Source organism: Pseudoalteromonas sp. 10-33 (genome assembly GCF_001469195.1).
GTDB lineage: Bacteria > Pseudomonadota > Gammaproteobacteria > Enterobacterales > Alteromonadaceae > Pseudoalteromonas.
Genome location: NZ_LOFI01000028.1, coordinates 53,486 through 79,861 on the forward strand (window position 1 = coordinate 53,486; position 26,376 = coordinate 79,861).

Here is a 26,376-nt window from a genome sequence, read left to right on the forward strand (position 1 = left end):
GACGCTAACTGTAATGGAGTAAAAATGAACAAAAGTTTTATAACCAATTTACTAGCAAGTATTTGTGTAGCTGCAGGATTGATGTTTGATCAGCCAGTAGTTTTGTCGGTGGGGTTATTTGCACTTTCTGGCGCAGTGACCAATTTATTGGCTATTCATATGCTATTTGAAAAGGTGCCGTTTTTATATGGGTCTGGCGTTATTGCGCTCAAGTTTGAGAGCTTTAAAGTTGCTATACGGAACCTGATACTTACAGAGTTTTTCTCCGAGCAAAAAATTAATAATTTACTTAATAAGGCGCAGCCTAATATCGACTTTGAACCGATAATTAGCCATGTTGATTTAAACCCCGCGTTCGATAATTTACTCGAGGTTATAGAGCAATCGCAATTTGGCAGCATGCTGGGTATGTTTGGAGGCACCGCTGCAATAGAGCCAATGCGTGAAAAGTTTATAGAAAAAATGCAACTTTCGTTGGTACAAATTTCTCAAACAGAGGACTTTAAAGCGTTAGTAACGCAAACGCTTTCACAAGGTAATAGTGCTCAAGGCTTGCACAGTACAGTACTTAAACTTGTTGATGAACGCCTTGATGAATTAACGCCTAAAATGGTGAAAGAAATCATTCAAACAATGATACGCGAGCACTTAGGTTGGTTAGTTGTTTGGGGTGGAGTATTTGGCGGTTTATTTGGTTTAATTGCGGGTGTTCTTTAAGCAATAAAGTTAAAAATAAAACTAAGCAGGTTATAGTTATGCCTGCTTAGCTATAACGTTTAAACATGTTATTGCGGAGACGAAATAACAACGACTTCAGGTGACGACACCTTTGCTAAATCTTTAATTGAAGTACGTGTATTGCTTTCAATATTTAAATAGTTAGCACTTTTATCTAAATTATAACGCGCTACAAAATCACCCATTGGCAGGTTGTTGCATGTTAGTTTATTGCTAATGATACTTTTTTTAACGTTCAGCGATTGCTGCGCTTTGCGAAGTACATACGCTTTGTTAGACGCTACAGCCATACAAATTTGCGTACCTGGCGTTGAGTCGGCTGCTACAAATTGTGCAGCTGATACAGGTGCTGCTAACGCTGCACTGCCAATAACAAGTGTTGTACATAATGCCTTTTTAACTGTGTTCATTTTACTTTCCTCATTGTTTGCGGTTGCAAGCTAATTATTAACTAACTAATTAAAAAAGCTGTTAATCAAACGCAACAAGCTGTAAGCAAGTATGTGTAATGTACATACTTATATTTAGGCTCATGAAAACACATGTTTTTAAGTGTGTTTTTTGACACACTTTATAAAAATTATTTTATTGATACTGACATATTCTTTAAGGCTGGTATTATCGCCTCATAAATAAACGTGAAGATTTTTAGGATAAACAGTGAGTAAAGCGTTAGCCAGTTATTACCAGCAAGCCTATGCATGCGAACAACAACATTTTAACCAGTGTTTTTATTGTGGCTGCGAAGCAACTGAGCGAGATCATTGTCCACCTCTTCACATGTTGCAAAGTATTATTGACTTAGGCGAGGATGCCGACTTTATTTCAATTCCTGCTTGTTATGAGTGCTATGCGTTGTTACATAACGAACGACTTATGTCTATTGATGAGCGCTTTACAAAAATTAAAAAAAAGTTGTCTAATAAATACGCTAAAGCACTGCGTGTTTACAATATGTGGGAAGAAAACGAATTAAGTGACATGAGTGATGAATTTGCCCACAGTATTCAGGCCGGAATGAAATTAGGAAAAGAAGCCGCTGAGCGATTAGCGTTTACAGGTTTTAGTTACGCCACTGAAGAGGCACGTGTCACAGTACGCGAAAAAACCAAAGAGTTTGATGTAGAAGGAAAGGTGTTTTCAGATTTTAAAGACGCACTGAATTACTGCATTACTGTTTTAAACGTGCAAAAAAGTGACTTTTATAAAATTTTAGTTGAAGACTACAACGGCGATTTTAACAAAGCCCTTAGTCAGTACCGTCACCGCCACGACAAAGTAACCGCGGCTAAAGATGGAAATACCCTTATAAAAGATTTTTCTAAATTGCATAAGCAAAATTCAGATTTTGTAACCCGCACGGTTAAGCACTTTATCAGCAAAGATCCGTCACTCACCACGCAGGGCGCGCTAGAAAAGCTCTATAACAATTATATAAAAAAATAATCACGTAAATTCATCTTAATTTACCGCGTTTTCACCTGTTTTTTTAGCTTTATGCCCAAGCATTCGCTAAAGTATTAAAAAAACAGGAGAACCCAAAAACATGAATAAATTTGCTCCCTCTTTATTAGCCGTTGGCCTAGCCGCTGCACTTGTAGGCTGCCAAGAAAATGGCCCGCAAGATGATAAGATTACAATCAATAAAAATCCTTACCCAAGCACTTACACGCCAATTTCAACATCAAGTACACTCATTACAAACGCGACTGTTCTGACCGGGACTGGCGAACGTTTAGATGACGCTGATGTATTATTAGTTGATGGTAAAGTGCAACAAGTGGGTAAAGACTTAGCTGTAAAAGCAGACTCAACGATTGACGCAAAAGGTAAATGGGTAACACCAGGTATTATTGATGTACATTCTCATTTAGGTGCGTATCCAAATCCATCAGTAGAATCACACCAAGATGGTAACGAAATGACCAGCCCAAATACAGCTGAAGTGTGGGTAGAGCATTCTGTTTGGCCACAAGACCCAGGATTTAACCGTGCACGTGAAGGCGGTATTACGTCACTTCAAATTTTACCGGGCTCTGCTAATTTATTTGGCGGACGTGGTGTAACACTTAAAAACGTGCCTGCGCATACAATGCAAGGAATGAAATTTCCTGATGCACCGTATGGACTAAAAATGGCATGTGGTGAAAACCCAAAACGCGTATACGGCCGTCAAGGTGTATTGCCTTCAACACGTATGGGTAATATGGCTGGTTACCGTTCGGCTTGGATTGGTGCTCAAGAATATAAGCGAGCCTGGGATAAGTACGATGCAGAATATGCCGCAGGTAAAAATCCAGAAGTACCTAATCGCGATATAAAGTACGATACATTACGTGGCGTACTTGAAGGCGAAGTGATGATACACAATCACTGCTACAAAGCTGAAGAAATGGCAATGATGATTGACCTTTCAAAAGAATTTAACTACCACGCAGGTACTTTTCATCACGGTATTGAAGCATACAAAATTGCCGATTTATTAGCTGATAATGGCTCGTGTGCTGCATTGTGGCCAGACTGGTGGGGCTTTAAAATGGAAGCTTACGACATGGTTCAAGAAAACGTTGCCATTGTGGATGCGGTTAAAAACTCGTGTGCCGTTGTTCACTCAGATTCAGACACAACCATTCAACGCTTAAATCAAGAAGCGGCTAAAGTGATGTATCGTGCAAATGAAAATGGTTTTGATATTTCAGAAGAACATGCAATTAAGTGGATCACCACTAACGCAGCAAAATCATTAGGTATTGACGATAAAACAGGCTCGCTTGAAGCAGGTAAACAAGGCGATGTGGTTATTTGGAACCAAAGCCCGTTTAGCGTTTACGCAAAAGCTGAGCAAGTGTTTGTTGATGGTGCAAAGGTTTACGATAGAAACGATAGCACTTATCAAGCAACCAGTGATTTCATGTTAGGTCAAAAATAAGGAGCACCCAGAATGAAAAATTTATCACGTTCGTTTTCGCTATCTCTGGTTGCTGCCGGATTATTCGCCTCTGGTGCTGTAAATGCTCAGTCACTGGCAATTATTAATGCAACTATTCATACATCAACAGAGCAAGGCGTATTAGAAGGCGCAAGCATTGTTATGGACAACGGTAAAATTACTGCTATTAACCCAGCACAAGTAAACGCCGATGAAATTATTGATGCGAATGGCAAAATTGTTACCCCTGGATTCATTGCAAGCAACAACCAACTAGGCTTAGTTGAAGTAGGTGCGGTTGCAGGCTCTCGCGATGCGGGTGACGACAAAGCCGGTATAGATTTTGATGTAAGCCTTGCTTACAACGCACATTCAAGCTTAATACCTTATGCACGCAAAGGTGGCGTTACACGAGATGTAATTACCCCTTATGGCGGTGATAGTATTTTTGCTGGTTTGGCAAGTGTGGTTGATTTGAGTGGTAGCCTTGAAAGTAACATTCAAAAACAAGCAGCGTTAGTTGTACATTTAGGTGAGCGCAGAAAAGGCTCGCGAGCTTTTACACTGCAAACATTAATTAACAAGCTCGATGCGCATCAGACTAAATTGAGCAAAAAAGATAAAAAAGACGACGATAAACCAAGTACTGAAGATAAAGTAATGGCTAAAGTACTTTCTGGCGATATGCCATTGGTAATAAGCGTATCGCGTGCTGCAGATATTGTTGAGCTTATTAAAGTAAAAGAACAATTTGGTGTTAACTTAGTACTCAGTGGAGCACAAGATGCCGTTGTTGTTAAAGAGCAAATTGCTAAAGCGAATATTCCCGTAATTATTAGCGCTATGGATAATTTGCCGGGTAGTTTTGATTCATTACATGCTAATTTAAACAATGCCGGTTTACTTGAAAAAGCCGGTGTTAAGGTAATTTTAACGGTTGGCGGAGACGCAAGCCACAACATTTATCAGCTTCGCTTTGACGCAGGTAATGCTGTATCTTATGGCATGAGCCAGCAAGGTGCACTGAAAGCTGTTACATCAAATGTTGCTGATGTATTTGGTATTAATGCGGGCAGTATTGAAGTAGGTAAAGCTGCAGATGTAGTAATGTGGACTAATGATCCGTTTGAAATAAGCAGTAATGTAAGCCGTATGTTTATTAATGGAACTGAGGTGTCTACACAGTCTCGTCAAGATAAACTACGTGACCGCTATACCACTGATTCAAATATGCCAAGAGCTTACACTAAGTAATGAGTGACCGTTAATTTAAATAGGCCGCATTGAGCGGCCTTTTTTATAAACGTAAAAAAACCGCTTACTTTTAAAAGTAAGCGGTTTTATTTTTACTTTTTATTACACTAATTTAGCAAGGATATCGTTAAATGTAGTGCTTGGACGCATTGCTTCAAAAGCAGCTGCGTCGTTAGGCTGGAAGTAACCACCTAGTTCAACTGCAGGGCCTTGAGCATCGTTTAATTCGCTTACGATGGTATCTTTATTTGATTCTAAATCGCTCGCAATTTGCGTGAACTGCGCTTTAAGTTCGCTATCGTCATTTTGCTTAGCAAGCTCTTGAGCCCAAAATAAAGATAAGAAGAAATGAGAACCACGGTTATCAATTTCTTTAACTTTACGTGAAGGCGATTTGTTTTCAGCAAGGAAAGTACCCGTCGCTTTATCAAGCGTATCAGCAAGCACTTGTGCCTTGTTATTACCTGTAGTTACACTTAAATGTTCTAGTGAAGCTGCAAGTGCTAAAAACTCACCTAAAGAATCCCAGCGTAAGTGGTTTTCTTTTTCAAACTGCTGAACGTGCTTAGGTGCAGAACCACCCGCGCCAGTTTCAAATAAGCCACCACCGTTCATAAGTGGAACAATTGAAAGCATTTTAGCGCTTGTACCCAGCTCTAAAATTGGGAATAAATCTGTTAGGTAATCACGTAATACGTTACCTGTTACAGAAATAGTGTCTTTACCTTCTTTAATGCGAGCTAAAGAGAATAAAGTGGCTTCAAGCGGTGCTAAAATTTGAATATCTAGGCCAGCTGTATCGTGATCTGGTAGGTATTTATTTACTTTTTTGATTAGCTGAGCATCGTGTGCACGGTTTTCGTCTAACCAGAAAATAGCAGGAACGCCTGTGGCACGTGCACGGTTAACAGCAAGTTTAACCCAATCTTGGATTGGTGCATCTTTAACTTGACACATACGCCAGATATCACCTTGCTCAACACTGTGCTCAAGTAATGTAACACCCGCGGTATCAACTACACGAATAGTACCGGCAGCTTTAGCTTCAAACGTTTTGTCGTGCGAACCGTATTCTTCTGCTTTTTGAGCCATAAGGCCAACGTTTGGAACGCTACCCATTGTCGTTGGATCGAATGCACCGTGCTCTTTACAAAAATCAATAGTTGCTTGATAAACACCAGAGTAACAACGATCAGGAATTACAAAACTTGTGTCTTGTAGTTTTCCGTCGTTATTCCACATTTGACCACTTGAGCGAATTGCAGCAGGCATAGACGCATCAATAATTACATCACTTGGCACGTGTAAGTTTGTAATTCCACGGTCTGAATCAACCATAGCAATAGCAGGGCGGTCAGCGTAAACAGCTTGAATATCTGCTTCAATTTCTTCGCGCTTAGCGTCATCTAATGTTTGAATCTTAGAGTATACGTCCCCTAAACCGTTGTTTACATCAACGCCAAGCTCTTCAAATAGCTCACCGTGTTTTGCAAATACATCTTTATAGAAAACTTTAACTGCGTGACCAAAAATAATTGGATCAGATACTTTCATCATTGTCGCTTTCATATGAAGCGAAAATAAAACACCTTTTTCTTTTGCAGCATCAATTTCAGCAGCTAAAAAAGCTTGTAGCTTAGCCGCACTAATGCGCGAAGCGTCAATTACTTCACCAGCAAGTAGCGGTGTGCTTTGCTTAAGTACAGTTACGTCACCGTTAGCAGCAACATGTTCGATACGAACGTCTGTTGGTGTTTCGATAGTTGTTGATTGTTCTGAACCAAAGAAATCGCCTTCGCTCATGCTCGCTACGTAAGATTCTGAATCTTTGCTCCAAGCGCCCATTGAATGAGGGTTATTACGAGCATATTCTTTTACAGAACCTGGCGCACGACGGTCAGAGTTACCTTCACGTAATACTGGGTTTACCGCACTCCCTTTAATTTTGTCGTATGCAGCTTGAATTGCTTTTTCTTCATCGTTTTTAGGTTCAACAGGGTAATCTGGAAGTGCATAGCCTTTTGCTTGAAGTTCCTTAATAACAGCGCGTAACTGCGGAACTGAAGCACTAATGTTTGGGAGCTTGATGATATTTGCTTCAGGCGTTTTTGCAAGTTCACCTAGTTCAGCAAGTGCATCACCAATGCGTTGTTCTTGCGTTAAATAATCAGGGAAGCTAGCAATTACACGACCTGCTAATGAGATATCGCGAGTTTCAACTTCAACACCTGCTGCATTTGTATATGCTTGGATGATCGGTAGCAACGAGTAAGTTGCTAGTGCCGGAGCTTCGTCCGTTTTTGTATAGATAATTTTTGATGTCATCATCATTCCTAGATAGTCGGCCAATAGGCCTTATTCAACAATGCAAAGAAATCATTAACGCTGAGTTAGCAAATATTATAGTGTTTTAATAAGTACGCTCAGATAATGAATAGTTTGTTAGGTGTTGGTACTCGTGTAGCTTTGTAATTAAAGCAGAATAGTCACACCTGACGAACTGTGGTCATATTTATAGCTAAAAAAACAATAAAAATAAATTAGCCTTTAGACTAGTACATTTTATAAGGGCGGCAAGTTGAGTTTTTTGCAGCATTTTACGTATATTTTTAGCACTAAGAGTGTAACAAGCTTGAATACAAAGGGCTAGAGTTTGAACATGCTTAGAGGCAGTTAAACAGCCAACTGTTAGAATATTGGGGTATATAAAATAAAAACAAGGATAAGGGTTGAAAATACAGAAAAAGAAGCAATTTATAATAATGAAGGGGTAGAAAAGTAGCTTAAGGAATTAAGCGAGGAGCCTAGAAGGTCGCTCGCTTTAGTCGAATAAAACAGTAATCACTCTAAAATGTCGCCATCTAAGGCAATATTTTTAGCGTGTAGGCCTTTAGGGCCTTGTTCTAGTTCGAATGTTACATCTTGACCAGCTTTAAGCGTTTTATAACCGTCCATTACAATTGTAGAGTAATGGGCGAAAATATCATTCTCGCAGCCGTCTTCAACGATGAAACCAAAACCTTTAGCATTGTTAAACCATTTAACTTTACCACAAGCCATACTTCTACATCCTTCAATAAGTTGACTAATTTAGTTATTCTAAACCATATTATTTGCTAGACTGATTAAGGATTAATCAATCTATGTTTGACTGTAGTTTATTTAATCAATCAGTCAAGCTTTTTGGGCTATTTTTTAACATTTTATTTATTTTTTATTCAAGTTTGCTTGAGTTCCTAAGACAAGACTATATTTAATTATGAGTGGTATGAAAGATTCAGGTGTTATCGACACAGTTCGCGACAGCGAAAAGCAAAAGCTACAGCCGCCGCGAAAATACAAAGTTGTTTTAAATAATGACGATTACACGCCGATGGACTTTGTAATAGAAGTTTTAACGACGTTTTTTAATATGGATAGCGATAGAGCAACCGACGTGATGCTTCAAGTTCACGAAAAAGGTAAAGGTATCTGCGGCGTTTACAGCGCTGATGTAGCCTACACCAAAGTTGAACAAGTTAACCGCTACTCGCGTGATAACGAGCATCCGCTGCTTTGTAGTTGTGAGCAGGAATAAATACCAACGAGGGTGATCACACACCTGTTTGTTGTGGTATACATTATTATCTCAGTAAGGGGTTGCCAATGCTAAACAAAGACTTAGAACTAACCTTAAATGCCGCGTTTCGTGAAGCGCGTACTCGCCGTCATGAGTTTATGACCGTCGAGCACCTTTTGCTTGCGCTATTAGATAACCCTTCTGCCTCAGAAGCGCTAAATGCGTGTGGTGTAAATATTTCAGGCTTAAAATATGAATTGCTTGAGTTTATTGACGAAACAACACCGGTTATTCCCGATTTAGAAGAAGAGCGTGAAACGCAGCCTACACTTGGTTTTCAACGTGTTTTACAACGTGCAGTGTTTCATGTTCAATCATCAGGTAAAAACGAAGTAACCGGCGTAAATGTGTTGGTTGCTATTTTTTCTGAGCAAGAAAGCCAAGCTGTTTACCTACTCAAGAAAAACGATGTTTCGCGTTTGGATATTGTTAACTTTATTTCCCATGGTATTTCAAAAACTGATGACGATTTAGGTGATGACACTGACGACATCAATGAAGAAGTGCAAGAAGTTCAAAACGAAGAGGCTAGCAAGCTAGACAGTTTCACTACTAACTTAAATGCGCAAGCGCGCGAGGGTAACATTGACCCATTAATCGGTCGTGACAGTGAAGTAGAGCGTGCCGTACAAGTATTGTGTCGTCGCAAAAAGAACAACCCATTACTTGTTGGTGAAGCGGGTGTAGGTAAAACAGCGATTGCTGAAGGCTTAGCTTACCGTATTGTAAACGAGCAAGTTCCTGAAGTAATTGCAGATGCCGTTGTCTACTCTTTGGATATGGGTGCGCTGCTTGCCGGGACTAAGTATCGCGGTGATTTTGAAAAGCGTTTCAAAAGCTTACTAAAAGAGTTACAAGCAAAACCAGGCTCAATTTTATTTATAGATGAAATACACACCATCATTGGGGCTGGGGCTGCATCAGGCGGGGTTATGGATGCGTCTAACTTGCTCAAGCCATTGCTTTCAAGCGGTAAGCTTCGTTGTATGGGGTCAACGACCTACAACGAATACAAAAACATATTTGAGAAAGACCGTGCATTAGTTCGTCGTTTTCAAAAAATAGATGTTTTAGAGCCAAGTGTTGCCGACACCACTAAAATTCTGAATGGCCTGAAAGATCGCTATGAAGAACATCATGGTATTCGTTACACGCAAAAAGCGCTAAAAGCCGCTGCTGAGCTAAGCGCTAAATACATTAACGAACGTCATTTGCCTGACAAAGCTATTGACGTGATTGATGAAGCAGGCGCTAACCAGCGTTTACAGCCTAGCTCAAAACGCAAAAAAACCATTGGTGTATCAGATATTGAAATGATCATATCTAAAATGGCGCGTATTCCACCGCAGAATGTATCGTCTTCGGATAAAGAAACACTTAAAAACATCGACCGTAATCTTAAAATGTTGGTGTTTGGGCAAGATCAATCAATTGATGCACTCACATCGGCAATTCGTTTATCGCGCTCAGGGCTAACCAGTGAAGAAAAACCAGTGGGGTCGTTCTTATTTGCAGGACCTACCGGTGTTGGTAAAACAGAGGTCACTAAGCAACTTGCTAAGTGCATGGGTGTTGAGTTTATTCGTTTTGATATGTCGGAATACGTTGAGCGTCATGCAATTAGCCGTTTAATTGGTGCGCCACCAGGCTATGTTGGTTTTGAGCAGGGTGGTTTATTAACTGAGGCTGTTATTAAAAACCCTCATGCGGTTGTTTTACTCGATGAGATAGAAAAAGCACATCCAGATATTTACAACATTTTATTGCAGGTAATGGATCACGGTACATTGACCGACAACAACGGCCGTAAGGCCGATTTTAGAAACGTTGTGTTAGTCATGACCACCAATGCCGGTGTACAAGAAACAACTCGCAAGTCAATTGGCTTCAGCGAGCAGGATCACACACACGATGCAATGGGTGAAATAAATAAAACATTTTCGCCAGAGTTTAGAAACCGCTTAGATAACATTATTTGGTTTAATCACCTTGAACGTGAAGTTATTCTTTTGGTGGTTGATAAATTTATTGTTGAACTGCAGGCACAGCTTGATAAGAAATCAGTTAATTTTGAATTGACCTCTAAGGCACGTGAATGGTTAGCTGAAAAAGGCTACGACAAAGCGATGGGGGCACGTCCAATGGCACGTGTTATTCAAGAAGAGCTTAAAAAGCCACTCGCCAACGAAATATTGTTTGGTAAGTTGTCTGATGGCGGTACAGTTAAGGTATCGGTTAAAGACAAGAAAATCCGTTTTGATTACGAGAGTAATTTAACGCCGGCTTAAATATGTTTAAAAATGCTAAATGGCCCGCTTGAAATAGTGGGCCATTTTTATTTTAGACAACAAAAAACCCAGCCTAGGCTGGGTTTTTTGTTTATTAAATGTAATTGCTAGTCAAAGTCCATCAATTACATTTAATAAACGCTTTAAGCTAGTTATACACTAGCCAAAAACTAAATCTCGTTTACGCACTTACTTAGCGAGCACGGAATACGATACGACCTTTCGATAAATCGTAAGGAGTCATTTCTACCGTTACTTTATCGCCGGTTAAAATACGGATATAGTTTTTGCGCATTTTACCTGAAATATGAGCCACAACTACGTGACCATTTTCTAGCTCAACTCGGAACATTGTATTTGGTAAAGTATCAAGGACAGTCCCTTGCATTTCGATTACGTCTTCTTTCGCCATGTTTAGCGTAACACCTCTTTAATAGTTAAACGCTGCAGATTTTGCCCAAAATACACCAATAAGTAAAGGCGCAGGGGCTATATTTGCAAATTAAATAGCCACCCACTCATCATTAAGCTGTTTTTGTGCCGGTAAAAACTGCGTTTTGTACTTCATTTTGTCGCACTCATCAATTTGGTAGCCTAAATACACAAATTGTTTATTTTGTGCTTTGGCAAATTTTATTTGTTCTAATATCATAATTGAGCCCAAGCTGTAATGCTCAAAGTCAGGATCAAAAAAGGTATAAATAGCAGAAATAGCGTTGTCCATACAATCAGTTACGGCAACACCGACTAAAGTGTCTTGATGCCAAAGTTCAATAAACGTGATATCAAGCCAACTACACAATAAAAAGCTCTGAAATTGTTCAGGTTGAGGCGGATACATACTACCATCTTGGTGACGCAGGGTAATGTATTTACTGTATAACGGATAATAGTCTGCACGCTCACTACTAGAATAAGTAACAGTAAAGTGGGTTTTTGCTTTGTTTAGTTTACGTTTTTGTGATTTTGACGGGATAAATTCTTGAGCTAAAACACGTACAGAGTTGCAGGCACTGCAAACAGGGCAATGAGGGCGATAAATTTGGTTGCCACTGCGTCTAAAGCCCAAAGCTAATAATGACTCAAACTTGCTTGCACTGTAATAAGTAGGATCGAGTATTACTAATAGCTGCTCACGCCTATTTGGCAAATAACTACACGCAAATTCTTGGCTTAAACCCACCCGGGCTGTCAGGTTTTCATTCATAGATTGCATCCAGTTTTTGTGGCTTCCACATTGTAGGATTAACTTTATAGGTAAGTGCAGTGTTAAGTTTAGCTAAAAAATCAGAACGAGATATCACTTTTGCACCCAAACTCATTAAATATGGGTTTTCGAGTTGGCAATCAATAAAATGTGCATTATGTTTTTTTAACCAATTAACCAGCGCCCACATGGCTAATTTAGAGCAATTAGTTTGATGATGAAACATCGATTCACCACAAAATACACCATTTTGCATTATCCCGTATAAGCCACCTGCAAGCTCTCCGTTGCGCCATACTTCAAGACTGTGTGCTATGCCTGCATTGTGAGCATTGGTATACGCGCTGAGCATATCAGAGGTGATCCAGGTACCATCGGTATCAAGACGTTGATCGCGGCACGCTTCAATAACTTCAACAAAGGCGTTATTGATGGTCACTGTGACGGGATATTTTTTTAGGTGCTTGCGCAGGCTTTTACTAACATGAAAATCGCTTAATTCCACAATGCCACGCTCACTTGGTGACCACCACATAATGGGTTCGTTATCGCTAAACCAAGGAAATATACCGTTGCGATAAGCATTACATAGGCGAGGTAGGCTTAAGTCACCACCAACAGCAAGTAAGCCGTCGGGAGATACTAATGCGTACTCTGGATTAGGAAATGCTATATCGGTATCGCTTAATTGGTATAGCTGGTTTTTCATAAGGAATGTACTTTTTATTGTTTGTTTTAAAAGTGTAACTATATTTTAGATGTAAAAAAAGGGGCTGATTGCTCAGCCCCTTTTTTAAAAAATAAACGTTATAGATTGTCTAAATAGCGCTCAGCATCAAGGGCAGCCATACAGCCAGTCCCCGCTGATGTAATTGCTTGGCGGTAAATATGATCAGACACATCACCTGCAGCAAAAACACCTGGTACGCTTGTTTGCGTTGCGTTACCGTTAAGACCAGACTCAACAACTAGGTAGCCGTCTTTCATTTCTAGCTGGCCTTCAAACATATCTGTGTTTGGTTTGTGGCCAATTGCAATAAACACACCTGCTAGGTCTAGATCTTCAGTAGCGTCAGATGCAACATCTTTAATTCGAATGCCTGTTACGCCCATTTGGTCGCCCAAAACTTCGTCAAGCGTACGGTTGTAGTGCATTACAACGTTACCGTTTGCAGCTTTTTCTGTAAGGCGGTCAGCAAGAATTTTTTCACTACGGAAGCTATCACGACGGTGAATTACATGTACTTCGTCAGCAATGTTAGATAAGTAAAGTGCCTCTTCAACTGCAGTATTACCACCGCCCACAACCGCTACTTTTTGACCTTTATAGAAAAAACCATCACACGTTGCACATGCCGACACACCGCGACCTTGAAAGTTTGTTTCAGACTCTAAGCCTAAGTATTTAGCAGATGCGCCAGTGGCAATGATCAGCGCGTCACATGTGTATGTACCTTGGTCGCCAGTTAGTGTGAAAGGGCGTTTAGACACATCAACTTTATTAATGTGGTCAAACACAATTTCGGTTTCAAAGCGTTCAGCATGCTCTTTCATACGATCCATTAATGCAGGGCCTGTTAAACCGTGTGCATCACCCGGCCAGTTTTCAACTTCAGTAGTTGTGGTTAATTGACCACCTTGTTGCATACCTGTAATTAAAACAGGGTTTAAATTTGCACGGGCTGCATATACTGCTGCCGTGTAACCAGCTGGGCCAGAGCCTAAAATTAGTAGCTTGCTATGTTTTGCTTCAGTCATGATATTTTCCTAAACGATTCTATACGGTCATTAATGCGCTCGATTCTAAGAAAAACAAGGCAGAAGTAAACAAAATCTGAGATTATTTTTTTTAGTAAATCGAAAAGCTGTTCATTTTTATGTACTAAACAATCACACTTTTACGCCTTACAGGGTAAACTAGCTCAAAAAATAGACTAACAAGCAACAAAACGTCGTTAATTCATGACCACTTTGATTTTTTTTGTTATGTTTTACCTAATTTTGATTTGTCACTGATAGATTATGTGACCTAAATGAATAGGCAACTATGTTATTTTGGCAGGAAAAACCCGCATTTGGGTTGACTTCAAAAGACGTTAACGTCTTAACCAATGCGCAAGATTACCGCACACAATTACTTAATTTAATCGCTAATGCAAAAACGCGTATTTATATTACCGCGCTTTATTTGCAAGATGATGAAGCAGGCCGCGAAGTTTTAGAGGCATTACACAATGCATCTTTAGCTAACCCTGGACTTGAAGTAAAAGTACTGGTCGATTTTCATCGTGCCCAGCGTGGACTCATTGGTGCTGAGAAATCAGACGGGAACGCAAGTTTATACTGTGACTATCTAGAAAAATTTAAATCAAATGTACAAGTATTTGGTGTACCTGTAAAAGCGAAAGAGCTATTTGGCGTCTTGCATCTAAAAGGCTTTGTTATAGACGACACGTTACTTTACAGCGGTGCTAGCTTAAATAATGTGTATTTACAGCATAGCGACCGCTACAGGCTTGACCGTTACTTTTTAATTACGCAAAAAGGTTTGTGTGATTCTGTAATAGACTTTATCGAATCAAAGCTGTTGAGTTCTGTGGCCGTGCCTCGTATCGACATGCGTCCGCTCAAGCGTTTAATTGACTTTAAACTTGAGCAAAAGCAATTAATGCGCGATTTAAAAGCAGCAAGTTACAAGTCGGCTGAGCAAGCAAGTAATAATGCGTTAAATATTCGTTTGTTTTTAGGGCTTGGGCGCCGGCATAACGAGCTTAATCGTATGATCAAGGCGCTTTTTGATACAACAGAGCGCGAACTAGTACTTTACACGCCATACTTTAACTTCCCGGCGCCGCTTATGCGTTCGTTACGCAGGCTTTTAAAGCAAGGCAAACATATTACAATTGTTGTGGGCGATAAAACCGCAAATGATTTTTATATGCCACCCAGCGAACCGTTTAGTAAAATTGGTGCGTTACCTTATTTATACGAAACTATTTTGCATAAATTCGTTAAAACGCAAAAACGCCATATAGATAACGGAAACTTGAACGTATACCTTTGGAAGCACGACAATAATTCTTTTCATTTAAAAGGAATATGTGCAGATAGATCAAAGCATTTATTAAGTGGGCATAATTTAAATCCACGTGCATGGGGTTTAGACATAGAAAATGGAATACTAATTGAAGATCCCGAGCAAACTATTATGCAAGCGATTGATAACGAAAAGCATGAAATTCTTAAGCACTGCCGCCGTTTAACTGGTCCAGATGATTTAGAAACCATGGAAGATTACCCTCAGCCAGTTAAAAAGTTACTTGGCCAAGCAAAACGGGTAAAAGTAGATTTTATTATTAAACGGTTTATTTAAATCCAGGTTAAATTAGACATAAAAAAAGCAGCTCCATAGCTGCTTTTTTTTGTAAGTACAAACGCTAAATTAAGCGTTTTCTACTGCTGTGCGTGGGTCAACGTAATCCATGTTAAATGCTTCAGCAACTTCTTTGTACGTTACTTGGCCTTTAATTACATTTAAGCCTTTTAAGAAGTTAGCGTCGTCTAGCAATGCCTTTTTGTAACCTTTGTTTGCAAGGTTAATAATAAACGGCAATGTTGCATTGTTAAGTGCAAATGTAGATGTACGTGGAACAGCACCCGGCATATTCGCAACACAGTAGTGAACAACGTCGTCAACAATAAACGTTGGATCAGCGTGCGTAGTTGCTTTAGACGTTGCAATGCAACCGCCTTGGTCAATAGCAACATCCACAATGGCAGAGCCTGGCTTCATTGCTTTAATGTGATCGGCTGTTACTAGCTTAGGAGCCGCTGCACCAGGGATTAATACACCACCAATAACTAAATCGGCTTCAAGGACATGTTTTTCTAGTGCGTCAGCAGTTGAGTAAATTGCTTTTACTTTATTGCCAAATTGCGCGTCTAGTGCACGTAGTACATCAATGTTACGGTCAAGCACAACAACATCTGCACCTAAGCCAACTGCCATTTGCGCAGCGCTACGGCCTACCATGCCACCACCAATAACAACAACTTTAGCTGGCTCAACACCCGGTACGCCACCTAGCAACATACCACGACCGTGGTTAGATTTTTCAAGTGCTTGTGCGCCGGCTTGAATAGACATACGGCCAGCTACTTCGCTCATAGGTGCTAGAAGTGGTAAACCACCGCGAGAGTCAGTCACTGTTTCGTAAGCAATACAAATTGCTTTGCTCTTAACAAGGTCTTCAGTTTGTGGAAGATCAGGTGCAAGGTGAAGGTAAGTAAAAAGAATTTGGTCTTCACGAAGCATTGCACGTTCAACTGCTTGTGGTTCTTTTACTTTTACAATCATCTCTGCGTTTTCAAAAACGTCAGCTGCAGTTGCTAAAATGTCTGCACCTGCTTGGGTGTAATCTTCATCTGTAAAACCAATGCCCATACCTGCATTCGTTTCTACAATCACTTGGTGGCCGTGATTAACTAATTCACGAACACTAGCAGGAACCATACCTACGCGGTATTCATGGTTTTTGATTTCTTTAGGTACACCAATAATCATAACATTTGCCTTATTAAGAACGGATTGAAATTTTTCACTATTATATTCATGACAAGCCAGTGTGTCTCACCTTTTTTAAATGTGTAGCTAGTGTTATTATCTAAATAATAAAAATAAACAGAGTAAAAAACTAGTAGGGCTTATGCATCAGCTTTTAGACAGAATAGACCGTAAAATTTTGATGGAATTACAACACGATGGGCGCCTCTCAAATGTTGAACTGGCCCGACGAGTTGGCCTGAGTGCCACGCCCTGCCTAGAGCGCGTAAAAAAGCTTGAGCGAGAAGGTTACATACTCGGATACAAAGCGGTGGTCGATCCGGCTAAGTTAGGGCAGGGATTATCGGTGTATGTAGAAGTCACCATAACGAAAACCTCGCCAGACGTATTTGACGAGTTTAGTGCAGCCGTTAAAAAGCACGAAGAAATAATAGAGTGTCATTTAGTGTCTGGTAATTTTGATTTTTTACTTAAAACGCGCGTTAACGACATGTCGGAATACCGGGGAGTACTGGGTGATATTTTACTTAAATTACCTAACGTAAGTGAAAGCAGAACTTATGTAGTGATGGAAGAAGTAAAAGGGGAAGACGGCGTTATAATTCGCCCTTATATTGCTTAAATTATTAAGGGCATTGTAAATAATTATTTTATTACGCCTAATTTATAAAAACTTGTTCATAATCAGGCCATACAAACTAAGATAAAGTGCATCAAATTGCATTTCCTGCTAAGGTATTTGACTGCTGTTGAAGTGTAATAAATAGAATAATAAGAGGGATAGGAAGCTATGCGCCTGAACGGTGTGCAAAGACTATTAGAAACAGGGCTGATTATCAGTACCTTTGCTGCAATATTTATTTTATGTGCCTTAATCAGTTTTGATCCGGCTGACCCGTCGTGGTCGCAAACTGGCGAATTTAGAAACGTAAAAAATATTACAGGCACAGCCGGTGCATGGGTTGCCGATATACTTTTACTTACTTTTGGGTGGCTTGCTTATTTAGTTCCGGCGGCAATTCAATTATTTGGTTATTTATTATTTAAGCAACCCCACCGTATTTTACAGCTTGATTACACAACATTAGCCCTTCGTGTTATTGGCCTAGCATTATTTGTAACGTCTGCTACGGCAATCAGTAGCATTAACTTTGACGACATTTATAATTTTTCATCAGGCGGGGTAGTGGGAGATGTCATTGCAACAGCCATGATGCCGGCGTTTAATTTTACTGGCACATCAATTTTGCTATTGTGTTTCTTTTTTGCAGGATTAACCCTTTTAACGGGTGTGTCGTGGGTTGATTTTGTAGATTACCTAGGCGATTTAATGGTTAGGTTGTATCGCTTTATTACCTCGTACATTAAAGGTTGGATAAACAGAGAACGAATTGCTGCAAATACAAGTAATGACAATGTAGATGCCCAGTTTAACGACGACCTCACAGAGCAGCTTGAAGTGCCAGTAGAGGCGAAAAACGATGCCCCTCAAAAAGCCATTAATAAACCGCAAACACCTTTTACAGAACCACAAATTAGTGACGACTACAGCCCATTTGATGAGCTTGACGATATACTCGATCAAGAAATTGGCTTTAGTGCCATAGACGACGAACCAATGGATACGGCAGCAGCATTAAACGCGCTTGATCAAAGCCAAGTTGTAGAACCTGAAAAGCCAGTTACAACGGTGGTATCGCCAGCTAGACCTATGCCTAAAGCTAAGCCTGCGTATCAGCCACCGCCTACGGCAAAAGAAAAATTTGAACAACTGCTTGATAAAGAAGCGCCACCAGGCCCATTGCCGTCGCTTGATTTACTCGATAGACCCGATAAAGCTAAAAACCCAATTTCGCAAGAAGAGCTCGATGTTGTATCTCGCCTTGTAGAGACAAAATTACTCGACTTTAACGTACAAGCCACGGTAGTTGGTGTATATCCAGGCCCTGTTGTAACACGATTTGAGCTTGATTTAGCACCGGGTATTAAGGTGTCTAAAATTACCGGTTTATCAAAAGATTTAGCTCGCTCGCTTTCTGCTATTAGTGTACGTGTTGTTGAAGTTATTCCGGGTAAAACTTACATAGGCATAGAGCTGCCTAACAAACACCGTGAAATAGTTCGTTTGTCGGAAGTAATAAATGCGCCTAAGTTTGAGCAAAACCCATCGCCGCTTACCATGGTGTTAGGTAAAGATATTGCAGGCCAGCCAGTGTGTGCTGATCTTGGTAAAATGCCGCATTTATTAGTCGCTGGTACAACGGGGTCGGGTAAGTCAGTGGGCGTTAATGTAATGATATTAAGCTTACTGTACAAATCGGGCCCAGATGATGTTCGTATGATCATGATTGACCCTAAAATGCTTGAGCTTTCGGTTTACGAGGGTATACCGCATTTATTGTGTGAAGTTGTTACCGACATGAAAGAAGCGGCTAACGCGTTGCGTTGGTGTGTAGGTGAAATGGAGCGCCGTTACAAGCTGATGTCGGCATTAGGTGTGCGTAATTTAAAAGGCTATAACCAAAAAGTACTTGATGCCAAAGATGCGGGCTACCCCATTATGGACCCACTTTTTAAAGACACAGACGGCATGAAAGACGGCCCCGAAGAGCTTGAAAAACTACCAAGCATTGTTGTGGTAATTGATGAATTTGCCGACATGATGATGATTGTAGGTAAAAAAGTAGAAGAACTTATTGCACGTATTGCACAAAAAGCACGTGCAGCAGGTATTCACTTGGTCCTTGCAACACAGCGACCATCGGTTGATGTAATTACCGGCTTAATTAAAGCCAATATACCAACACGTATGGCGTTTCAGGTATCAAGTAAAATAGACTCGCGCACCATACTTGACCAGCAAGGAGCCGAAAACTTACTCGGAATGGGTGACATGCTTTATTTACCGCCAGGAACAAGCGTACCAGAGCGTGTGCATGGCGCATTTGTAGATGACCATGAAGTACATGCAGTCGTTAATGATTGGAAAGCACGTGCTAAACCTAATTATATAGACGAAATACTTAATGGTGACGCCACGGAAGATATTTTATTGCCCGGTGAAGCAAGCGAAAGTGCCGATGAAGAGTCAGACCCACTTTACGATGAGGCGGTCGCATTTGTAATTGAGACAGGCAAGGTATCGGTTTCATCAGTACAACGTAAGTTGCGTGTAGGTTATAACCGTGCAGCCCGTTTAGTAGAACAAATGGAAACATCAGGTATCGTAAGTTCACCAGGTCATAATGGTGCTCGCGATGTATTAGTACCTAATGGAGCAAACCAATGAAAAAATTAAACAGTTTATTATTAGTATTAAGCGGCTTAATTGCCGCACCGAGTTTTGCAGACGACAGCCAAGCACTGCAAGACAAGCTGGCAACACTTAAAAGCTTTAAAGCCCAGTTTGCACAAAAAGTAACAGACAAAGAAGGCCAAGCTGTAATGCAAGGTGAGGGCACTATCGCCCTTAAGCAACCTATGATGATACGTTGGGAGCAAACAAACCCAGACGACACATTATTTGTATCAAATGGTGATAAAACCTATTACTTCGACAGCTTTGCTGAACAAGTAACCATAATGGATACTCACAGCTTAATTGACTCAACGCCGTTTGTATTACTTACATCAAAAGACCCTGCTCAATGGGAAAAGTACAGCGTACAAGCCACTAAATCTGGCTTTAGTGTAACGCCAAATAAAGGCATAGAGAGCCAAGTAGAGCAGCTTGATATCACGTTTGTAGACAACCAAGCAGGTCTTGCACAATTAGTCGTTACCGATAATTCGGGGCAACTTTCTTCGTTTACTTTTAATGATGCTAAAGTAAACACCGAGCTTGATGTTGCAATGTTTGAATTTACCCCGCCAGAGGGTGTTGAAATAGACGATCAGAGCCACGGTGAGTAATTTAGGCTTTAACTTTGGGCCCGATGTACGCCCACTTGCGGCGCGAATGCGCCCAACAACGCTTGACGAATACATAGGTCAACAGCATTTACTTAGTGACGATAAACCCCTGCACCAAGCCATTGTTGCAGGGCGTTGCCACAGCTTAATTTTGTGGGGGCCGCCAGGGGTAGGTAAAACAACCCTTGCGCAAATTATTGCAAACCATGCCGATGCCAAGCTTATACAAATGTCGGCTGTGACCGCAGGTGTAAAAGATATTCGCGACAGCGTAACGCAAGCCCAAGATAACCTACAAAGCCGCGGGCAACGCACGCTAATGTTTGTTGACGAAGTACACCGCTTTAACAAATCACAGCAAGATGCATTTTTACCTCACATAGAAGATGGTACCTTTATATTTGTAGGCGCAACAACCGAGAATCCTTCATTTGCGCTTAATAACGCTATTTTATCGCGCGCACGCGTGTATGTTTTAAAATCCTTGCAGGAAAGCGACCTTTACACAGTAATAAAGCGCGCACTTAAGCAAGATGAGCAACTAAACCAAAAAAACATAGTTATTGCTACTAACGCCAAACAGGCACTGTGCCAAGCAAGCGGCGGTGATGCCCGCAAAGTGTTAAACCTGCTTGAGCAAGCGGTTGATTTAACCACCGAGCAAAACGGCATTTACAATATAGACGAGCACGTATTAAGCCAAGTACTGCCCACGCATTTAGCTAAATATGATAAAGGTGGCGATGAATTTTACGATTTAATATCAGCTTTTCATAAATCAGTACGCGGAAGCTCCCCAGATGGTGCGCTTTATTGGTATTGCCGTATTTTAGCCGGCGGTGGCGACCCACTTTATGTAGCAAGGAGGTTACTCGCCATTGCAACAGAAGACATAGGTAACGCCGACCCACGCGCAATGGAAGTGGCGTTAAACGCATGGGACATATTTCAACGTGTTGGCCCAAGCGAGGGCGAACGCGCGATTGCACAGGCCACTTTATATTTAGCCAGCGCACCCAAAAGTAATGCAGTTTATATGGCGTTTAACCAAGCAAAGGCAGATGCCAAAAACGAGCCAAGTTACCCAGTGCCAGAACATTTACGTAATGCACCTACAAATCTAATGAAAGACTTAGGTTATGGGGCTGAATACCGCTACGCGCATAACGAAGAGGGCGCCTTTGCCGCCGGTGAAAAATACTTACCGCCAGAAATGGACGGCAAGGAATATTATCTACCGAGCGATCGCGGCCTTGAGCAAAAAATTAAACAAAAACTTGATTACTTAAAAGAGCGCGACGCGCAAAGCCCACTTAAACGATACGAAAATGATTAAACTTTATATGATGATCGCCATTGGCGGCGCTTCAGGAGCTTGTTTACGGTTTTTTATTAGCGAAACCATGCTAAAACTCCTTGGTAGGGGATTCCCTTTTGGCACGTTGGCGGTTAATATTCTGGGTTCATTGTTAATGGGCATTTTGTACGGTTTGATAGAGAAACAAATTATCACTGTAAGCCCCGCTAAAACCCTTATTGGAATTGGCTTTTTAGGTGCGTTAACCACCTTTTCAACATTCTCAATGGACTCGTTGTTGTTGTTACAACAAGGTCACTTTATTAAAATGGCCCTCAATATCATCTTAAATGTGATGGTCTGTATTTTTATGGCTTGGCTGGGCCTTCAGCTGGTAATGCAAAAAGGTTAAAAAACTAACATGTTAGATTCAAAATATTTACGACAAGACGTTGAGCAAACTGCAGCACGCTTAGCAGCGCGTGGTTACGAGCTTGATGTTGCAAAAGTGACAGAACTTGAAGAGCAACGCAAAACATTACAAGTAAAAACGCAAGAGCTTCAAAGTCAACGTAACGCCAGTGCTAAAGCCATTGGCCAAGCAAAAGCAAAAGGCGAAGACGCACAGCCACTACTAGACGCAGTGGCAAATTTAGGTAGCGAATTAGACGCAACTAAAAAAGCGCAAGACGAAGTACTAAACGCCATTAACGACATTGCACTAGCAATTCCAAACTTACCGGACGAATCAGTACCAGAAGGCGCTGATGAAGACGATAACGTTGAAATACTTACCTGGGGCACGCCTAAAAAGTACGACTTTGAAGTAAAAGATCACGTAGACGTAGGGCAAGACCTAAACGGCCTAGATTTTGAAATGGGCGTTAAAATTAGTGGTGCACGCTTTACAGTAATGCGCGGCCAAGTAGCACGTATGCACCGTGCACTAACACAATACATGCTAGATACCCACACAGATAAGAACGGCTATACAGAAATGTATGTTCCGTACTTAGTAAATAGCGCAAGCCTTTACGGCACAAGCCAATTACCTAAGTTTGCAGGCGACTTATTCCATACATTAGGCCTAGTAAACGACGACGGTGAGCAACAAGCTGGCTTTAGCTTAATTCCTACAGCAGAAGTACCGCTTACCAATAGCGCACGCGATGAAATTTACGACGAAAGCGATTTACCAATTCGTTTAACTGCGCACACGCCGTGTTTTAGAAGTGAAGCAGGCAGCTATGGTCGCGATACCCGCGGCCTAATCCGCCAGCATCAGTTTGATAAAGTTGAACTAGTACAACTAGTAAAACCAGAAGATTCAATGCAAGCGCTTGAAGAGCTAACAGGGCACGCAGAGCAAATACTACAAGCACTAGAACTTCCGTACCGTAAAGTAATTTTATGTATGGGCGACATGGGCTTTGGCGCAGCTAAAACATACGACTTAGAAGTATGGCTACCAGCGCAAGACACGTACCGCGAAATTTCGTCTTGTTCAAACATGGTTGATTTCCAAGCACGCCGTATGCAAGCTCGCTTTCGTCGTGAAGGTGCAAAAAAACCAGAGTTACTACATACACTAAATGGTTCAGGCTTAGCCGTTGGCCGTACACTCGTAGCAATACTAGAAAACTACCAACAAGCAGATGGTTCAGTAGTTGTACCAGAAGTATTACGCCCATACATGGGTGGACTTGAAGTGATTGGTAAAGCTTAAAGTACTAGCTGTCAGTTTTTAGCTATAAGCTTTTAGAAAGTCGCTGTTTTAACGAACAGCGGCTTTTTTTGTTTCTTGATAAAAGAAAAGGTAAATGGGAAAAGGCGAAAGTAAAAGTCTAAGTTACGCTATTTGTCAGTAAAAATAATAAACCTGCCTCTATTGTTTATTTGCGCAACACTTTTTGTCCAATATTACTGATCTCTACCATTTTGGTGTTTTTCTGCATCAAGTAAATTTATATAAGAGCTCACTAATTATTTACATGTACTTATTCGCTGGTTACATTAGATTAATTGTAATATTTAGACATTTATCGGTTTATGAAACGACAAATGTCGAATACAAAGTTGTTAGGGCTACTCAGAGTTATGCATAAATTTCTAAGTATTGTGGGCTTAATAGTTACGTTTTTTGCCTTTGGAATTTTATTTTTTTTATGCCTTTTCAAGTTTATGAAGTATTTCAAGCTTCTCACTCTAAAGTTATTGAGACTGAAGTAATATATTCGGAATTTGGATACGAAAATGAAAGAGGTGAAGTTAGTTGTTTTATGGAGATTAAGCTTAAGCGTTTATCAAATAGCGAAAATATTCTTATTCAAACAGAAAAGCCTGGTGCGTTTTCAACATGTAACTCTAAAAAGAGTTTTCAGGCTATTTACAAAACAGGTGATTTAGCAATTGCATATTTATCCAAAAGTGGGAAATATTATTTATCCAAAGGTTCATACATTGATGCTTTAGTCCCAGCATCATTTAGTTTTTTTTGGTTTTTATTTCTTTACTTTTACATAATTAAATATAATAAAAATCGAGTGGCGCAGTAGCCCTAACAAGAACTTCAAACGGAAAATTGATCCTCACCCGTTTTAGTGGACACCTCCTCATCATTTTGAGGAGGCTAACATGCCTAGATATACCCAACCTAGAAAGACATGGTTTTACCCCGCTAATTTCAAAATCAAAGCAGTCGAACTAAGCTTACGAGACGATGTCATGTCAAAGGACGTTGCCGAGGCGCTAGATATTCATCCGTTAATGCTTAGTCGTTGGCGAAAAGAGTATCGAGAAGGTAAGTTTAAAAACGCGCCGCGCTATCAAAGCAACAACAAAACAATGAGTAAACTCCCAACAAAAAAAGAGCTGCATAACATTCAAAAGCTTAAGAAAGAAAATGAGCGCCTTAAGCAGGAGAATGACCTGCTAAAAAAGTGGCAACGGTATCTGGCGGAAGTACATCAGAACGATTTGGATTCATCCAAAAGTTCGGACAAGCCTTAGGCGTAAAATACTTGTGTTCTTGGCTTAATGTGTCGCGTAGTGGGTTTTATGCTTGGCGTGAGCGTACAGTATCAGCTAGAGCGCTGTCAGATGCTAATTTGTTGCTGAAGATAAAATACGTCTTTAATGTCAATCATCAAACCTATGGTAGCCCACGCGTATTTCATGCGCTAAAAAAAGAAGGTGTAAACACAAGCCAAAAACGTGTTGCCCGCTTAATGCGAGAAAACGGTTTAAGAGCTAGGGCGCTTAAGACTTACAGTAAACCGGCGAAGGTTAAGTTCTTTTATAAAGAGATAGAAAATAAACGCAAAGATAGTGAAAAGGCTACGGCAATCAACCAACAGTGGTCTGGCGATATTACGTATTTAAAAGTCGGTGCTCGTTGGCATTACCTTGCAGTGGTTATCGACTTATATTCACGGCGAGTAATCGGCTGGGCGTTTGGTAAAAATAAAACAACGGAGCTTACGTTAAAGGCGCTAAGGCTTGCGATAAAAAAACGACAGCCAACAGAAAGTGTATTATTTCACACAGACCGAGGCGCAGAATACCGTGCTCACGTTGTACAAAAGTATTTGGCTAGCAAAAACATCAAAGCCAGTATGAATAGGCCTGGGTGCTGTACTGACAATGCAGAAGTCGAGTCGTTCTTTCATTCGCTTAAAGCAGACTTAATTCGAGGAAATAAATTTGAGAGCAGCGGTAAGCTATTATCAAAATTAAAGGTTTACCTAAATTATTTTTACAATAGACAGCGATTGCATTCGAGTTTAGGATATAAATCACCTGCCGAGTTTGAATTGGCAGTTAATTGAAACGTGGACGGTGTCCACTTTATCGGGTGAAGATCAAAAAATACAGTTGGCTGTTTTCACTTCGTTCAACATTTTAGCCAACTATATTTTTCCGCTTAAGTAGGCGTTGAGGCTGTAGAATTACTCTTTTTAGAAACATATCCTACCATTTAAAATTGATTGTTTTTTAACCTTGAATCCGCCGGGTGACTGTGATCTAATAGATATTATTCACCCACGGTAAATTGTTATGGCCAACTATAAGCCTGATTTATCCTGCCAAAATAAATTCATTCCTATCAATTTCGCTGAGCAGATACTGCCTGGCACATTTGAATATGCCCTTTGTTATATTGTCGAAAATAAACTCGACTTGTCGGGCTTTGATGCGTGGTACAACAACGATAAAACGGGCGCGGCGGCGTATCCGCCTTCGGTAATGCTAAAGATTATTTTACTGGGCTACGCACATGGTTTTATCAGTAGTCGCCGAATTGCTAAAGCGTGTGAGACGAACATTTTATTTATGAGTGTGTCGGGTGATATTCAGCCGCATTACACATCAATAGCGGGTTTCGTAGCCAAAATGCACGAACAGATTGAGCCACTATTTACGCAAGTATTGATGATATGTGATGAGGAAGGCTTGGTAGGCCGCAATATGTTTGCTATTGATGGGTGTAAATTAAAGTCCAATGCGAGTAAAGAGTGGAGCGGGACATTCGATGAGCTTGGTCGCAAAAAAGCAAAACTAGAACGCGC

At 40.6% G+C, this 26,376-nt stretch carries 24 protein-coding genes; 16 read left to right on the forward strand and 8 right to left on the reverse strand.

All coding sequences use genetic code 11. From position 1 onward, the window contains the following. Positions 1-24: 24 nt before the first annotated feature. On the forward strand, positions 25-717 hold the full coding sequence (locus tag ATS76_RS17645) for a hypothetical protein (protein WP_058553139.1): 693 nt from the start codon (positions 25-27) through the stop codon (positions 715-717). Positions 718-785: 68 nt separating this feature from the next. On the opposite strand, the gene ATS76_RS17650 is transcribed toward ATS76_RS17645, so the two are convergent. Next, complete coding sequence (locus ATS76_RS17650; RefSeq protein WP_058553140.1) at positions 786-1,148, reverse strand: DUF3718 domain-containing protein; 363 nt, start codon at positions 1,146-1,148, stop codon at positions 786-788. A 250-nt stretch (positions 1,149-1,398) separates the two neighbouring features. On the opposite strand from ATS76_RS17650, the gene ATS76_RS17655 reads away from it, so the two are divergent. From ATS76_RS17655 to ATS76_RS17665, 3 genes are all read left to right on the forward strand, one after another. Then, positions 1,399-2,184, forward strand: a complete 786-nt coding sequence (locus ATS76_RS17655; RefSeq protein ID WP_058405492.1) for a hypothetical protein — start codon at positions 1,399-1,401, stop codon at positions 2,182-2,184. A gap of 100 nt (positions 2,185-2,284) precedes the next feature. Next, entirely contained in the window at positions 2,285-3,667 is a 1,383-nt protein-coding gene (locus ATS76_RS17660) for an amidohydrolase (protein ID WP_058553141.1), read from the forward strand. A gap of 12 nt (positions 3,668-3,679) precedes the next feature. After that, positions 3,680-4,921, forward strand: coding sequence for an amidohydrolase family protein (locus ATS76_RS17665; protein WP_058553142.1), 1,242 nt, complete (start codon positions 3,680-3,682; stop codon positions 4,919-4,921). Positions 4,922-5,023: 102 nt separating this feature from the next. On the opposite strand, the gene ATS76_RS17670 is transcribed toward ATS76_RS17665, so the two are convergent. Continuing rightward, complete coding sequence (locus ATS76_RS17670; RefSeq protein WP_058553143.1) at positions 5,024-7,246, reverse strand: NADP-dependent isocitrate dehydrogenase; 2,223 nt, start codon at positions 7,244-7,246, stop codon at positions 5,024-5,026. Between the two features lie 516 nt (positions 7,247-7,762). Then, the gene (gene cspD / locus ATS76_RS17675) at positions 7,763-7,981 is read right to left on the reverse strand and encodes a cold shock domain-containing protein CspD (RefSeq protein WP_006792879.1); all 219 of its coding nucleotides are present in this window, start codon (positions 7,979-7,981) and stop codon (positions 7,763-7,765) included. A 208-nt stretch (positions 7,982-8,189) separates the two neighbouring features. Here cspD and clpS point away from each other — a divergent pair, with 208 nt between their 5' ends. After that, positions 8,190-8,498, forward strand: a complete 309-nt coding sequence (gene clpS, locus ATS76_RS17680; RefSeq protein ID WP_021032429.1) for an ATP-dependent Clp protease adapter ClpS — start codon at positions 8,190-8,192, stop codon at positions 8,496-8,498. Positions 8,499-8,566: 68 nt separating this feature from the next. Then, positions 8,567-10,828, forward strand: coding sequence for an ATP-dependent Clp protease ATP-binding subunit ClpA (gene clpA, locus ATS76_RS17685; protein ID WP_058405496.1), 2,262 nt, complete (start codon positions 8,567-8,569; stop codon positions 10,826-10,828). 193 nt (positions 10,829-11,021) lie between these two features. Here the strand turns inward: clpA and infA are convergent, their stop codons facing one another. From infA to trxB, 4 genes are all read right to left on the reverse strand, one after another. Then, complete coding sequence (gene infA, locus ATS76_RS17690; RefSeq protein ID WP_002962494.1) at positions 11,022-11,240, reverse strand: translation initiation factor IF-1; 219 nt, start codon at positions 11,238-11,240, stop codon at positions 11,022-11,024. A gap of 90 nt (positions 11,241-11,330) precedes the next feature. Beyond that, on the reverse strand, positions 11,331-12,035 hold the full coding sequence (locus tag ATS76_RS17695; RefSeq protein WP_058405497.1) for an arginyltransferase: 705 nt from the start codon (positions 12,033-12,035) through the stop codon (positions 11,331-11,333). Continuing rightward, a complete protein-coding gene (gene aat / locus ATS76_RS17700; RefSeq protein ID WP_058553144.1) occupies positions 12,028-12,744 on the reverse strand; it encodes a leucyl/phenylalanyl-tRNA--protein transferase in 717 nt (238 codons plus the stop codon). The genes ATS76_RS17695 and aat overlap by 8 nt, the downstream gene beginning before the upstream one ends. Before the next feature lie 98 nt (positions 12,745-12,842). After that, a complete protein-coding gene (trxB, locus tag ATS76_RS17705) occupies positions 12,843-13,793 on the reverse strand; it encodes a thioredoxin-disulfide reductase (protein WP_006792874.1) in 951 nt (316 codons plus the stop codon). A gap of 289 nt (positions 13,794-14,082) precedes the next feature. Here trxB and pssA point away from each other — a divergent pair, with 289 nt between their 5' ends. Beyond that, positions 14,083-15,408, forward strand: coding sequence for a CDP-diacylglycerol--serine O-phosphatidyltransferase (gene pssA, locus ATS76_RS17710; RefSeq protein WP_058553145.1), 1,326 nt, complete (start codon positions 14,083-14,085; stop codon positions 15,406-15,408). 69 nt (positions 15,409-15,477) lie between these two features. Here pssA and ald read toward each other — a convergent pair whose 3' ends face one another. Next, positions 15,478-16,599, reverse strand: coding sequence for an alanine dehydrogenase (ald, locus tag ATS76_RS17715; RefSeq protein ID WP_058553146.1), 1,122 nt, complete (start codon positions 16,597-16,599; stop codon positions 15,478-15,480). 142 nt (positions 16,600-16,741) lie between these two features. Here ald and lrp point away from each other — a divergent pair, with 142 nt between their 5' ends. From lrp to ATS76_RS17765, 9 genes are all read left to right on the forward strand, one after another. Beyond that, positions 16,742-17,221 (forward strand): leucine-responsive transcriptional regulator Lrp, encoded by a 480-nt coding sequence (lrp, locus tag ATS76_RS17720; protein ID WP_006792871.1) that lies wholly within the window; start codon positions 16,742-16,744, stop codon positions 17,219-17,221. A gap of 168 nt (positions 17,222-17,389) precedes the next feature. Then, complete coding sequence (locus ATS76_RS17725; protein WP_058553147.1) at positions 17,390-19,888, forward strand: DNA translocase FtsK; 2,499 nt, start codon at positions 17,390-17,392, stop codon at positions 19,886-19,888. After that, positions 19,885-20,511 (forward strand): outer membrane lipoprotein chaperone LolA, encoded by a 627-nt coding sequence (gene lolA, locus ATS76_RS17730; protein WP_058553148.1) that lies wholly within the window; start codon positions 19,885-19,887, stop codon positions 20,509-20,511. The genes ATS76_RS17725 and lolA overlap by 4 nt, the downstream gene beginning before the upstream one ends. After that, entirely contained in the window at positions 20,504-21,847 is a 1,344-nt protein-coding gene (locus tag ATS76_RS17735) for a replication-associated recombination protein A (protein ID WP_058553149.1), read from the forward strand. The genes lolA and ATS76_RS17735 overlap by 8 nt, the downstream gene beginning before the upstream one ends. After that, positions 21,840-22,220, forward strand: a complete 381-nt coding sequence (gene crcB / locus ATS76_RS17740; RefSeq protein WP_058405505.1) for a fluoride efflux transporter CrcB — start codon at positions 21,840-21,842, stop codon at positions 22,218-22,220. Before ATS76_RS17735 ends, crcB begins: the two co-directional genes overlap by 8 nt. Positions 22,221-22,229: 9 nt before the next feature. Beyond that, positions 22,230-23,534 carry a serine--tRNA ligase gene (gene serS, locus ATS76_RS17745; protein WP_058553150.1) on the forward strand — a complete coding sequence of 435 codons (1,305 nt, stop codon included), beginning with the start codon at positions 22,230-22,232 and terminating at the stop codon, positions 23,532-23,534. 439 nt (positions 23,535-23,973) lie between these two features. After that, complete coding sequence (locus tag ATS76_RS17750; protein WP_058553151.1) at positions 23,974-24,363, forward strand: hypothetical protein; 390 nt, start codon at positions 23,974-23,976, stop codon at positions 24,361-24,363. Between the two features lie 79 nt (positions 24,364-24,442). Next, a protein-coding gene (locus tag ATS76_RS19155; protein ID WP_152995658.1) for an IS3 family transposase occupies positions 24,443-25,635 on the forward strand; the annotation gives its coding sequence in 2 pieces (ribosomal slippage) (positions 24,443-24,748 and positions 24,751-25,635; 1,191 coding nt in all). Positions 25,636-25,864: 229 nt separating this feature from the next. Continuing rightward, the coding region (locus ATS76_RS17765) for a transposase (protein WP_082664376.1) at positions 25,865-26,376 on the forward strand (512 nt) is incomplete at its 3' end.